Origin of the sequence: Klebsiella sp. HN106, from assembly GCF_051209435.1 — a bacterium.
Lineage (GTDB): Bacteria > Pseudomonadota > Gammaproteobacteria > Enterobacterales > Enterobacteriaceae > Klebsiella > Klebsiella oxytoca.
Map to the genome: position 1 here is coordinate 46,863 of NZ_JBLURD010000015.1, position 13,282 is coordinate 60,144.

At 58.0% G+C, this 13,282-nt stretch carries 12 protein-coding genes; 8 read left to right on the forward strand and 4 right to left on the reverse strand.

All coding sequences use genetic code 11. The features are described from left to right. Window positions 1–7: 7 nt before the first annotated feature. Window positions 8–682, reverse strand: a complete 675-nt coding sequence (yiiM, locus tag ACSIPU_RS25035; RefSeq protein ID WP_004107502.1) for a 6-hydroxyaminopurine reductase — start codon at window positions 680–682, stop codon at window positions 8–10. A 71-nt stretch (window positions 683–753) separates the two neighbouring features. Then, entirely contained in the window at window positions 754–1,374 is a 621-nt protein-coding gene (gene sodA, locus ACSIPU_RS25040; protein WP_004107495.1) for a superoxide dismutase [Mn], read from the reverse strand. A gap of 291 nt (window positions 1,375–1,665) precedes the next feature. Between sodA and rhaT the strand changes: the two genes are divergently transcribed. After that, window positions 1,666–2,700, forward strand: coding sequence for an L-rhamnose/proton symporter RhaT (gene rhaT / locus ACSIPU_RS25045; protein ID WP_004107493.1), 1,035 nt, complete (start codon window positions 1,666–1,668; stop codon window positions 2,698–2,700). Between the two features lie 5 nt (window positions 2,701–2,705). Here the strand turns inward: rhaT and rhaR are convergent, their stop codons facing one another. Further along, window positions 2,706–3,554 (reverse strand): HTH-type transcriptional activator RhaR, encoded by an 849-nt coding sequence (rhaR, locus tag ACSIPU_RS25050; protein ID WP_023321846.1) that lies wholly within the window; start codon window positions 3,552–3,554, stop codon window positions 2,706–2,708. Window positions 3,555–3,627: 73 nt separating this feature from the next. Then, complete coding sequence (gene rhaS / locus ACSIPU_RS25055) at window positions 3,628–4,464, reverse strand: HTH-type transcriptional activator RhaS (RefSeq protein WP_004107487.1); 837 nt, start codon at window positions 4,462–4,464, stop codon at window positions 3,628–3,630. A gap of 311 nt (window positions 4,465–4,775) precedes the next feature. Here rhaS (ACSIPU_RS25055) and rhaB point away from each other — a divergent pair, with 311 nt between their 5' ends. The 7 genes from rhaB (at window position 4,776) to ACSIPU_RS25090 (ending at window position 13,186) form a co-directional block, all read left to right on the forward strand. Continuing rightward, window positions 4,776–6,242 carry a rhamnulokinase gene (gene rhaB, locus ACSIPU_RS25060; RefSeq protein WP_016809652.1) on the forward strand — a complete coding sequence of 489 codons (1,467 nt, stop codon included), beginning with the start codon at window positions 4,776–4,778 and terminating at the stop codon, window positions 6,240–6,242. Further along, window positions 6,239–7,498 carry an L-rhamnose isomerase gene (gene rhaA / locus ACSIPU_RS25065; protein WP_017145158.1) on the forward strand — a complete coding sequence of 420 codons (1,260 nt, stop codon included), beginning with the start codon at window positions 6,239–6,241 and terminating at the stop codon, window positions 7,496–7,498. The genes rhaB and rhaA overlap by 4 nt, the downstream gene beginning before the upstream one ends. Before the next feature lie 135 nt (window positions 7,499–7,633). Beyond that, the gene (rhaD, locus tag ACSIPU_RS25070; protein ID WP_004107477.1) at window positions 7,634–8,464 is read left to right on the forward strand and encodes a rhamnulose-1-phosphate aldolase; all 831 of its coding nucleotides are present in this window, start codon (window positions 7,634–7,636) and stop codon (window positions 8,462–8,464) included. Between the two features lie 81 nt (window positions 8,465–8,545). Then, complete coding sequence (gene rhaS, locus ACSIPU_RS25075; protein ID WP_032729191.1) at window positions 8,546–9,532, forward strand: rhamnose ABC transporter substrate-binding protein; 987 nt, start codon at window positions 8,546–8,548, stop codon at window positions 9,530–9,532. Between the two features lie 137 nt (window positions 9,533–9,669). Next, entirely contained in the window at window positions 9,670–11,181 is a 1,512-nt protein-coding gene (locus tag ACSIPU_RS25080) for a sugar ABC transporter ATP-binding protein (RefSeq protein WP_032729190.1), read from the forward strand. Further along, window positions 11,181–12,185, forward strand: coding sequence for an ABC transporter permease (locus tag ACSIPU_RS25085; RefSeq protein WP_032729189.1), 1,005 nt, complete (start codon window positions 11,181–11,183; stop codon window positions 12,183–12,185). Before ACSIPU_RS25080 ends, ACSIPU_RS25085 begins: the two co-directional genes overlap by 1 nt. Then, entirely contained in the window at window positions 12,182–13,186 is a 1,005-nt protein-coding gene (locus ACSIPU_RS25090) for an ABC transporter permease (protein ID WP_032729188.1), read from the forward strand. The genes ACSIPU_RS25085 and ACSIPU_RS25090 overlap by 4 nt, the downstream gene beginning before the upstream one ends. The last annotated feature ends 96 nt before the right edge of the window (window positions 13,187–13,282 follow it).

The following is a 13,282-nucleotide window of genomic DNA, read 5'->3' on the forward strand; positions in this document are numbered from 1 at the left end:
GGAAGCGCTATTTCCCCCACAATCTCCGCGAATTATTTTCGATCTTCCCGCTCAGGCGCCGTTTCTGCATGGTACGGCTCCAGCTTACCGACAGCCCCGCCGCTGATAGCAGGCGGTGATACTGTTCGTCATCGAACGGCATTTGCCAGGCAATAGCTCCCGCCTCGTGAACGCTAACGTCGCTGAGGCGGGAAACCAGCGCCAGCGGCGCATCGCCGGACACTCGTCCGCCCGCCACTACCCGATACAGCCAGCCGGTTTTGCCGCTATTCTGCATAAGCTGCGCCATGTCGCTGACGGCAAAATGGTAGTTAAGCTTGAAGCACGGCGATCGCGGCTGCGTCACCTGAATCAGCGCCTCTCCCCAGCGGAAGATATCGCCAATATAGACATTTTTTTCCGTCAGCCCTTCGGTCGAGAGATTTTCGCCAAACGCCGGGGCGCAGAAAAGATCCGCCTGCTGCGGAAGTTCACGGGCCCAGTGGGCATAGTGTTCACGGGGATAGTGGCACAGCGCGCGGTCCGGCCCGCCGTGAATTTTCTTCTCCGCCTGCTCATCGCCCTCCAGCCCCAAATCGCCGAGGGTCAGTTCACCGTCGATCTGAATTTTACCGATGGCGCTTGGACGGCTGCCGTCGTAATCCCTTACCTTGCCCACAAAGACATTCACCGGATAGTGCATCGCTGCTCCTTTGCTGCGGATATAAAAAAAGCGAGTCATCAGACTCGCTTCTCGCTCAGCACAATGCAACCTTATTTTTTGGCGGCAAAACGCGCTGCGGCTTCGTCCCAGTTCACCACGTCCCAGAACGCTTTAATGTAGTCCGGACGACGGTTCTGGAATTTCAGGTAGTAAGCGTGTTCCCATACGTCCAGGCCCAGAATCGGGAAGCCGGAAGCGCCGGAGATTGCTTCGCCCATCAGCGGGGAGTCCTGGTTAGCGGTAGAAACCACCGCCAGCTTGTCGCCTTTCAGCACCAGCCACGCCCAGCCGGAGCCGAAACGGGTAGCAGCCGCTTTTTCAAATTCCGCTTTAAAGTTGTCAACGGAACCGAAATCACGCTCGATAGCCGCTTTCAGGTCGCCCTGCAGGGTGGTACCTGTTTTCAGGCCTTTCCAGAACAGGCTGTGGTTAGCGTGGCCGCCGGCGTTGTTACGCAGCACGGTTTTTTTGTCTGCCGGCAGCTGATCCAGTTTGGTAATCAGCTCTTCTGCGGACAGGTTCGCGAATTCAGGCAGGCTTTCCAGCGCTGCGTTGGCATTATTAACGTAGGTCTGGTGGTGTTTAGTGTGATGGATTTCCATCGTCTGCTTGTCAAAATGCGGTTCCAGGGCGTCATAAGCGTACGGCAGGGCAGGCAGTGTATAACTCATAATCATCTCCATTATTGTCGAGCGGCGGAAAGTGTTAATGCCGCGTAAGCAGTTGGTTCATTATAGTTAATTAAATGATATTGAAAACGCTTATCAATGCCGTATTTTTAATAAGGTTATAACAAGGGGGAATAGATGTAGTTTTGTGATACAGAACAACTAATTAAGTTTTTGGTTGCCAGGTTCCGCCTTCTGGTGGCAACAGCTTAAAGGCGGAAAAACTGACCGATTTTTACACTCATCGGGTCGGAAGAAGATTTATCCGATAAAAAATAGATGAGGATAAAATCAATGAATCACGCGATTACGATGGGTATTTTTTGGCATTTGATAGGTGCAGCCAGTGCAGCCTGTTTCTATGCCCCGTTCAAGAAAGTTAAACATTGGTCCTGGGAAACAATGTGGTCAATCGGCGGGATCGTCTCCTGGCTGATCCTCCCCTGGGCCATCAGCGCCATGCTGCTGCCCGACTTCTGGGCCTATTACGGTTCTTTTAACGCCTCCACGCTTCTGCCCGTTTTCCTGTTCGGCGCCATGTGGGGCATCGGTAATATTAACTACGGCCTGACGATGCGCTATCTCGGCATGTCGATGGGGATCGGCATCGCCATTGGTATTACGTTGATTGTCGGTACGCTCATGACCCCGATTCTCAATGGTCAGTTTGATGTTCTCATTAACACTAAAGGCGGCCAGATGACGCTGCTCGGCGTGCTGGTTGCGGTGATTGGCGTGGGCATCGTCACCCGGGCAGGCCAGTTGAAAGAACGCAAAATGGGCATCAAGGCCGAAGACTTCAATCTGAAAAAGGGCCTGCTGCTGGCGGTGATGTGCGGCATCTTCTCCGCAGGTATGTCGTTCGCCATGAACGCCGCCAAGCCGATGCACGAAGCCGCCGCCGCGCTCGGCGTCGACCCGCTTTACACCGCGCTGCCAAGCTATGTGGTGATCATGGGCGGCGGCGCGCTGGTTAACCTCGGCTTCTGCTTTATCCGGCTGGCAAAAGTGAAGAATTTGTCGATAAAAGCCGACTTCTCGCTGGCAAAACCGCTCATTATCAGCAATATCCTGCTTTCCGCGTTAGGCGGCCTGATGTGGTATCTCCAGTTCTTCTTCTACGCCTGGGGCCACGCCAGCATCCCGGCGCAGTACGACTACATGAGCTGGATGCTGCATATGAGCTTCTATGTGCTGTGCGGCGGGCTTGTAGGCCTGATCCTCAAAGAGTGGAACAACGCCGGTCGTCGTCCTGTGGGCGTCCTCAGCCTCGGCTGCGTGGTGATTATCATCGCCGCCAATATCGTCGGTCTGGGAATGGCGAACTAGCGTCGTCAGGCGGCGGCGCGACTGCGCTGCCGCCACTGCCCCGGCGTCATGCCTATCTCGCGGTTAAACACCACCGAAAAGTAATTACTGTCTTCAAACCCGCACTGCATCGCCACTTCGCCAATCAGCCGTTCGGTATGCTGCAGCAGATACTGCGCGTGGCAAATACGCAGCTGGCGCAGGTAGTGGTTGATAGTCATCCCCGTCTGCTGACGAAACTGCTGGCGCAGCGCGCGCTCGCTGCACCCTTCCCGCTCGCAAAAACGGTCAAGAAAGAAGGGACGATTGAGGCTGCCCGCCAGCTCGGTGAGCAGCTTATCGAGCAGCGCTTCGCTTTGAGTTGCCGCCAGATTATCGGTGGCGTAGCGATAGCGCTGAAGAATAAGCACCAGCTGCGCAAACAGCAGTTCGGCCATATTATTGGCCTGGGCATCACTGCGGCTGCTCTCATGCTCCAGCTGGGTAATCACCTGTCTGACCTGGGCCATGCCGCTGCTGCCAATCCTCCAGTGCGGAACCCACGGGGTGCCGAACAGGCCCGGAATGTGCGCCGCCCAGTCAAAGTTAAGCCGCAGCCGATCCGGGCAATAAATGACGTTTTGCAGGACGAGATCGTTTACCGAGGCGTAGGAGTGCTTATCTTCCGCGCGGATATAGAACAGATCGCCGCGGGTAATGCGCCACGGGCGATCGTTAAGAACGTGCAGGCCGTTTCCCCGCCACACCAGCACCAGTTCGCAGAACTCATGGGTGTGCTCGGCGAAGACGTTTTGCGGATAGCGATCCGCTACCGCCACCGCCTGAGCGGGGGAGGCAAAAAATTCATCTTTGCGAAGAATCAGCTGACCTGCCACGACATCAACTCCGAACATAAATAACGTTTCATTATTCGCGTTTATGTCTGCTAAAACGTTGACTGCTCTCCCGTTACTGAAGAATGGCGTCGCGCCCCTGGCGAATATCGCGCGGAGACCAGTCAAATTCACGGCGAAAAAGCGTCGAAAAGTGGTTACTGTCGCCGAATCCGCAGCGATAGGCGATATCGGTCACGCTGTCATCGCTGTGGCGCAGCAGATGGCGCGCTTTCATCAACCGCACCCGATTCAGGTAGCGCTGCGGCGTCAGTCCGGTTTGCTGTTTTAACTGACGATGCAGAGTTCGCAAAGAGAGCGAAAACCGCGCCGCCACCTCTTCCCAGCAGATATCTTCGGCAAAATGATCTTCCAGCCAGGCCATTAAATGGTTGAGCCGCGCGTCATTGTTGGCTGCGCCTTCGGCGAGGCTGCTTTTACGCAGGTGCACCAGCAGCTGCATAAATAAAATCTCGCGGCTGGCGATGGCGTGCATATCCGCATCCGCGCCAACGTTCTCCATCTGCTCCACAATCTGCCGCACCTGCTGCAATGCATTCTGATTCACCCGCCAGTGTGAGAGATAGTTCCCCTCCTGCTCCTGCGGTAACAGTTCGTTCAGGCCGGACAAAAAGCGAAATGCGTCCGGCGCGCGATAGAGCACATTAGTCAGGCATAAATTATCCGTGTGCTCGTAGAGATGACGATCGTGATCGCGGATAAAGCACACCGATCCGCCGCTGATGGTATAGGGCTGGCCGTTGAAAACGTGAATCCCGGTGCCGTGCTCCACAATAACAATCTCATGAAAATCATGATGATGCTCAGGAAAAGCGGATTGCGGGAGCCGCGGCTCAATGGCGACAGCTGAAACGCCGGACTTAAAGAAATCCACACTGTGCAACATAGTCATAGCCGCTCCTCGAAATGAGAAAAGTTATCAATCAGTGGAGCAAATAGTAATTAAGGGGCGGCGATCCGGCCTTCAATTTTTGACCGCAAAATTCGTAAAGCCTGCCGCTTTTTCAAGAAATGGCGGGAAAGATCGGGAACTGCGGACAACATCACATCCCTCCATCCAGCGCAGATAAAACGAAACTGTGACCTCTCTCACGGTCACCTTTGCTTTCTTGCCAGCGGCCAATTTTCCCTGTCAGTAACAAGAAGGTGAGCCTGAGGCGACTTTTTTAGACTGCATGCAATGATTTTCACAAGGATCTTCCCATGAGTTTTCGTCATTGTGTCGCCGTTGATTTAGGCGCCTCCAGCGGGCGGGTGATGCTCGCCGGTTATCAACCCGGGCAGCAAACGCTGGCGCTGCGTGAAATTCACCGTTTTACCAATAGCCTGCAGAAGGTGGATGGTTTCGACTGCTGGGATCTCGATAGCCTGGAAGGGGAAATTCGCCGCGGTCTGGAGAAGGTCTGCGAACAGGGCATCCTGATCGACAGCATCGGCATCGATACCTGGGGCGTGGATTATGTCCTGCTGGATAAAGCGGGCCAGCGCGTCGGCCTGCCGGTTTCCTATCGCGATTCTCGTACCCAGGGGCTGATGCGCCATGCCGAAGAGCAGCTGGGCCGGGCGGAGATCTACCGCCGCAGCGGCATTCAGTTTCTGCCGTTTAACACCCTTTACCAGCTCCGCGCGCTGGTTGAACAACAGCCGGAACTGGTCAGCCAGGCCGCGCATGCGCTGCTGATCCCGGACTACTTTAGCTTCCGCCTGACTGGCAACATGAACTGGGAGTACACCAACGCCACCACCACGCAACTGGTCAACATTAACAGCGATAACTGGGATGAAGAGCTGCTGAACTGGAGCGGCGCGCCGCGCGAATGGTTCGGTACGCCGACGCACCCCGGCAACGTTATCGGCCACTGGATATGTCCGCAGGGCAATAACATCCCGGTGGTCGCCGTCGCCAGTCACGATACCGCCAGCGCGGTTATCGCCTCGCCGCTGGCCAGCAAAAACGCCGCGTATCTCTCTTCCGGCACCTGGTCGCTGATGGGCTTTGAAAGCAAAACCCCCTGCACCAGCGATGCGGCGCTAAAGGCCAATATCACCAACGAAGGCGGGGCCGAAGGCCGCTATCGGGTACTGAAAAATATTATGGGTCTTTGGCTGCTGCAGCGGGTGCTCAAGGAGCAAAACGTCAGCGACCTGCCGGCGCTGATCGCACGCACCGCTGCGCTTCCGGCCTGCCGCTGCGTTATCGACTGTAACGATGACCGCTTTATCAACCCGGACAACATGAGCGCGGAAATCCAGGCCGCCTGCCGCGAATCCGGGCAGCCGGTTCCTGCCGGCGACGCCGAGCTGGCCCGCTGCATTTTCGACAGCCTGGCGCTGCTCTACGCTCGGGTGCTTAACGAACTGGCGGCGCTGCGCGGTCAGCCGTTCAGCCAGCTGCATATTGTCGGCGGCGGCTGCCAGAACGAACTGCTCAATCAGCTTTGCGCCGACGCCTGCGGCATCACCGTGGTCGCTGGCCCGGTTGAGGCCTCCACCCTGGGCAATATCGGCATTCAGCTGATGACCCTGGACGAGCTGCACAACGTCGATGAATTCCGTCAGGTCGTGCGGCAAAACTACGCCCTCACCACCTTTACCCCCAATCATGAAAGTGAAATTGCCCGCTTTAGCGCGCAGTTTCAGCCACAACAGACCAAGGAGCTTTGCGCATGACCACTCAACTTGAACAAGCCTGGGAAATTGCCAAACAGCGCTACGCCAGCGTCGGCGTGGATGTCGAGGAGGCCTTGCGCCAGCTGGACCGCCTGCCCGTTTCCATGCACTGCTGGCAAGGCGATGACGTCGTCGGTTTCGAAAACCCGGAAGGAAGCCTGACCGGCGGTATTCAGGCCACCGGCAACTACCCGGGGAAAGCGCGTAACGCCAGCGAGCTGCGCGCCGACCTTGAGCAGGCGTTGAGCCTGATCCCCGGGCCAAAACGCCTGAACCTGCACGCCCTCTATCTGGAATCCGACGCGCCGGTAGCGCGTAATGAAATTAAGCCAGAGCACTTTAAAAACTGGGTTGAGTGGGCGAAAGCCAACAAGCTGGGGCTGGATTTTAACCCCTCCTGCTTCTCGCATCCGCTGAGCGCTGATGGCTTTACGCTGTCGCACGCCAACGATGAAATCCGCCAGTTCTGGATCGATCACTGCAAGGCCAGCCGCCGCATTTCCGCTTACTTCGGCGAGCAGCTGGGCACGCCGTCGGTGATGAATATCTGGATCCCGGACGGCATGAAGGATATTACCGTTGACCGCTTCGCGCCGCGCCAGCGCCTGCTGAACGCGCTTGATGAAGTGATCAGCGAGAAGCTGGACCCGGCGCACCATATTGACGCCGTAGAGAGCAAACTGTTCGGTATCGGCGCGGAAAGCTACACCGTCGGTTCCAATGAGTTCTATATGGGCTACGCCACCAGCCGCCAGACTGCCCTGTGCCTGGATGCCGGCCACTTCCATCCGACGGAGGTCATCTCCGATAAGATTTCCGCCGCCATGCTCTATATCCCGCGTCTGCTGCTGCACGTAAGCCGTCCGGTACGCTGGGACAGCGACCACGTGGTGCTGCTGGATGATGAAACCCAGGCCATCGCCAGCGAAATCATCCGCCACGATCTGTTCGACCGCGTGCATATCGGTCTCGATTTCTTCGACGCCTCGATCAACCGCATCGCGGCGTGGGTGATTGGTACCCGCAATATGAAGAAAGCGCTGCTGCGCGCTCTGCTGGAACCAACCGAGCAGCTGCGTCAGCTGGAGCTCGACGGCGATTACACCGCCCGTCTGGCGCTGCTGGAAGAGCAGAAGTGCCTGCCGTGGCAGGCCATCTGGGAAATGTACTGTCAGCGTCACGATACGCCGGCAGGCAGCCAGTGGCTGGATAACGTACGCGCTTATGAAAATACGGTTCTGAGCCAGCGCGGGTAATGCCTGGACTTCCCTGGACGCAGCCGGGCTACGAACCGGTAGCCCGGATAAGCCATTTACGGCGCAATCCGGGGGCTCACACATATTCAGGGCGAGGGGCCAACCCCGCGCCGAATCAACAGGAAAGACAAGACTATGCAGACCATTATCGACGCCTGGTTCGTCCAGGGCATGATTAAAGCCACTTCCGACGCCTGGCTGAAAGGCTGGGACGAGCGCAACGGCGGCAACCTGACGCTGCGCCTCGACGAAGCGGATATTGAACCCTACGCGGCGGATTTCCACGCTAAACCGCGCTATATCGCCCTGAGCCAGCCGATGCCAACGCTGGCCAACCAGCCGTTTATCGTCACCGGTTCCGGTAAATTCTTCCGTAACGTCCAGCTCGACCCGGCGGCGAACCTCGGCGTGGTGAAAGTCGACAGCGACGGCGCGGGATACCATATTCTTTGGGGTCTGACCAACGATGCGGTACCGACATCCGAGCTACCGGCGCACTTCCTGTCGCACAGCGAGCGCATCCGCCTGACCAACGGCAAAGACCGGGTGATCATGCACTGCCACGCCACTAACCTGATTGCCCTGACCTACGTGCTGGAGAACAACAGCGATCTGTTCACCCGTAAGCTCTGGGAAGGCAGCACCGAATGCCTGGTGGTCTTCCCGGACGGCGTCGGCATTCTGCCGTGGATGGTGCCGGGCACCGACGAAATCGGCCAGGCCACCGCTGAGGCGATGCAGAAACACTCGCTGGTGCTGTGGCCGTTCCACGGCGTCTTTGGTAGCGGCCCCAATCTGGATGAAACCTTCGGCCTGATCGATACCGCCGAGAAATCCGCTGAGGTGCTGGTGAAAGTCTATTCAATGGGCGGGATGAAACAAACCATCACCCGCGAAGAGCTGGTCGCTCTTGGCAAACGCTTCAACGTTCAACCGATGCAGTCCGCGTTAGACCTTTATCAATAACAACATCGCGCCCCGCTCATCGAGACGGGGCGAAACATCACCTGCAAACCCTACCAAACTGACTCTTGTGGAGTAAAAGCAATGAAAACAAAGACAAGCTTGATCCTCACCGTTGCCATCCTGGCGTTGTCCGGTTCCGCTTTAGCCGAAGTCAAAATCGCCCTCGTGGCGAAATCATTGGGAAATGGATTCTTCGAAGCAGCGAACGTCGGCGCGCAGGAAGCGGCCAAAGAGTTAGGCGATGTCAACGTGATCTATACCGGCCCGACCACCACCACCGCCGAAGCACAGATCGAAGTGCTGAATGGTTTGATCGCCCAAGGGGTGGATGCGATCGCCATTTCCGCTAACGATCCCGATGCCGTGGTGCCGGTGCTGAAGAAAGCGATGCAGCGCGGCATTAAGGTGGTCTCCTGGGACTCCGGCGTCGCGCCGGCGGGACGCCAGATCCATCTTAATCCGTCCAATAACGCCTTGATTGGCGAAACCAACGTTAAGCTCGCCGCCGATGCGCTGAAGGCGCTGAACGTGGAAAAAGGCGAGGTGGCGATTTTAAGCGCTACCCCAACCTCCACCAACCAGAACATCTGGATTGAGGAGATGAAAAAGGTGCTGCCGCAGTATCCGTCCGTCAATCTGGTGACCGTCGCCTACGGTGACGATCTGTCGGATAAAAGCTACCGCGAAGCGGTGGGCCTGCTGAAGTCATATCCTGACCTGAAAGTAATTGTTTCGCCTTCGTCGGTGGGGATCGTTGCCGCCGCGCAGGCGGTGAAAGATCAGGGCAAAATCGGCAAGGTCTACGTGACTGGCCTGGGGTTGCCATCGGAAATGGCGGGGGCGATTAAGTCCGGCGCCAGCAAAAGCTTTGCTATCTGGAATCCGATCGACCTTGGCTATGCCGCCACGTATCTGGCCGACGATTTAGTCAAAGGCACGGCGACCAAAACCGAAGCCAATATGGGCAAGCTGGGCAAAGTGAAGCTCGACGCCGACGGTAGCGGCGCGATGGCCGAACCGTTCGTCTACGATGCGAGCAATATCGATAAGTTCTCGAAGATTTTCTAACCCTGCTTCCTCACCCCGGCCCGCTCCCGAAGGGAGAGGGAGAAAGCCAGGCCCTCTGCGCAATGTTGGCAGAGAGCTCTGAGCGGTTCCCTCGCCCCTTTGGGGAGAGGGTTAGGGTGATTTTACGGAGAACTATCATGTCAGCATCCACCCCACTGCTGTCGCTTAAGGGCATCACCAAGGTTTTCCCCGGCGTGCGCGCACTTGAGAACGTACAGCTCGATCTCTGGCCCGGCAAAGTCACCGCCTTAATCGGCGAAAACGGCGCGGGCAAATCCACGCTGGTCAAAGTGATGACCGGTATTTATCAGCCCGAAGAGGGCGAGATTCTCTATAAAGCGATCCCTATCCAGCTGCCGACCCCGGAGTCAGCGCACAAGGTCGGGATCACCGCCATTCATCAGGAAACCGTGCTGTTCGACGAGCTGTCGGTCACTGAAAATATTTTCGTCGGCCAGTATCTGCATCGCGGTCTGCTGAAGAGGCTCGACTGGCCCGCCATGTACCGCAAAGCCAGCGAGATTCTCACCCGCCTGGAGGTGCAGATTGACCCGCGCGCGACGTTGAAAACCCTCAGCATCGCCCAGCGCCATATGGTGGCCATCGCCCGGGCGCTCTCCTTTGAAGCCCAGGTGGTGATCCTCGATGAGCCGACTGCCGCGCTCTCACAGCATGAAATTCTGGAGTTTTATCAAATCGTTGAGCGCCTGAAGCAGGACGGCAAAGCGATTCTTTTTATCTCGCATAAGTTTGATGAGATTTTCGAGCTGGCGGACTACTACACCATTCTGCGCGACGGCGTTTACGTCAGCTCCGGAGCGATAAACGACATCACCGAAGAGCGGATGGTGGCGATGATGGTGGGCCGCGCGATTACCCAAACCTACCCGAAAGTTGACTGTACCCCAGGGGAAACGGTGCTGGAGGTGCAAGACCTCTGTCACCCCACCGAGTTTGCCCATATCAATTTCAGCCTGCGCAAAGGGGAGATTCTTGGCTTTTACGGCCTGGTGGGCGCCGGGCGCACCGAGCTGATGCAGGCGCTCTCCGGGGTCTCGACCCCCTCCTCCGGCAACATCGTACTGAAGGGCAAAGCGATGCGCTTTCGCCAGCCGGTCGACGCCATCAACGCCGGTATCGTCTGCGTGCCGGAAGAGCGGCAGAAACAAGGGGCGATTATCGCCCTGCCGATCGCCCAGAACATCAGCCTGCCGCTGCTCAGCAAACTCAACCCCAACGGCGTACTGAACGACGCCCGCGAATGGCGGCTGGCGGATGAGTACGCTTCGCGCTTACAGGTCAAAGCTTTTAGCTGGCGGCAGGCGGTGGAAACCCTTTCCGGCGGCAATCAGCAAAAAGTGGTGATCGGCAAATGGCTGGCGACCCATCCCGAGGTGATTATCCTCGACGAACCGACCAAAGGCATCGATATCGGTTCCAAAGCGGCGGTGCACCAGTTTATGTCCGAACTGGTCAGCCAGGGGTTGGCGGTCATTATGGTCTCTTCGGAGCTGCCGGAAGTGATGGGTATGGCCGACCGGATTATCGTGATGCACGAGGGGCTGATGGTGGCCGAGTATCGCGCCGGTGAAGCGACGGCGGAAACCATCGTCAGCGCCGCCAGCGGCGTGAATCAGGAGGCAGCGTAATGGGCAAACAGCTGCTTAAACACCGCGAAGCGCTGCTGGCGGCGGTGATCATTTTGATGATCGGCGCTATCGGCAGCCGGGCGCCGTCGTTCGTCTCGCCGGGCAATCTGGTGGAGATGTTTAACGACACCGCCATTCTGATCATCCTCGCCCTCGGGCAGATGATGGTGCTGCTCACCAAAGGCATCGATCTGTCGATGGCCGCCAATCTGGCGCTGACCGGAATGATCGTCGCTCTGCTCAACGCCCACTATCCGGGTATCCCGGTGACGGCGCTGCTGGCGCTGGCGACCCTGCTTGGTCTGCTGATGGGGATGATTAACGGCCTGCTGGTCTGGCGGCTCGGTATTCCGGCCATCGTGGTCACGCTGGGCACCATGAGTATTTATCGCGGGATTATCTTTCTGCTTTCCGAGGGTAGCTGGGTTAACTCGCACCAGATGAGCGCCGATTTTCTCGGCCTGCCGCGCGCCTCGCTGCTGGGAATGCCGCTGCTGAGCTGGTGCGCCATCGCCGCGCTGCTGCTGGTAGGCTATTTCCTGCGCTACAGCCGCACCGGCCGGGCTTTGTACACCGCGGGCGGCAACGCGACGGCGGCGTACTACACCGGGATTAACGCCGGGAAAATGCAGTTTGTCAGCTTCTGCCTCTCCGGCGCGCTGGCCGGGTTCTGCGGCTATCTGTGGATCTCGCGCTTCGCCGTCGCCTATGTCGATGTCGCCAACGGTTTTGAACTGCAGGTGGTCGCCGCCTGCGTCATCGGCGGCATCAGCACCATGGGCGGCACCGGTCGCGTGTTCGGCTGCCTGTGCGGCGCGCTGTTCCTCGGCGTTATCAATAACGCGCTGCCGGTGATTGGTATTTCGCCGTTCTGGCAAATGGCCATTTCCGGCGCGGTGATCGTCATTGCGGTGCTGCTTAACGAGCGCGGCAATAAGACCCACGGGCGGTTAATCCTGCGCAACGCGGCGCTGGCGCGGCAGAAACAGGCGGTGAAATCATGAGCAAAATAATGATGTCTGAAGAGATGAAAAGCGCCCCGGCCACGCCGTCGCCGCTGCGCCGTCTACTGTGCTGGGAGGGTTTTCTGCTGGCGGTGACCCTGGCGGTATTCGTGGTTAACGCCCTGGCGTCGCCCTGGTTCCTTAATATCTGGAACCTGTCGGACGCCACGTTTAACTTCACCGAAAAAGCGATCATCGTGTTGCCGATGGCGATGCTGATTATCGCCAGAGAGATCGATCTTTCGGTGGCATCGACGATGGCGCTGAGCTCAACGGCGATGGGCTTCTGCGCGGCAGCGGGTATGGATACGCCGCTGCTGGTGGCCGTCGGGCTGGGCGTGGGGCTGCTGTGCGGCCTGTTCAACGGTATCCTGGTGACGCGCTTTAACCTGTCGTCGATCGTCATCACCATCGGCACCATGAGCCTGTATCGCGGGATAACCTACATTCTGCTCGGCGACAAGGCGCTCAATCACTACCCGGAGAGCTTCGCCTGGTTCGGCCAGGGCTACGTGTGGGGGGCGCTCTCTTTTGAGTTCGCGCTGTTTATCCTCCTCGCCGCCGCCTTTACCTTCCTGCTGCATAAAACCAACTTTGGCCGCCGGACCTACGCCATCGGCAATAACCCGACCGGAGCCTGGTTCTCCGGGATCAACGTCAAGCGCCACAATCTGGCGCTGTTCGCGCTGGTCGGGCTGATGGCCGGGCTGGCGGCGGTCCTGCTGACCTCGAGGCTCGGCAGCACCCGCCCGACGCTGGCGATGGGCTGGGAGCTGGCGGTCGTCACGATGGCGGTGCTCGGCGGCGTCAATATTCTCGGCGGCTCCGGCAGCATGGTGGGGGTGATTATCGCCGCTTTCCTGATGGGGCTGGTGACGTTTGGCCTGAGCCTGCTCAACGTGCCGGGGATCGTAATGTCGATCATCATCGGCGCGATGCTGATCGTGGTGATCTCGCTGCCGATTATTACCCGGCGGATGATGCAGCGAAGACGAATTTAATTTCCCCTTCACCCTAATCTGACCGGTACATGTAGCCCGGGTAAGGCGCCAGCCGCGACCCGGGGCGGGTGAGGGGAAACGGATTTCCCAAAATCA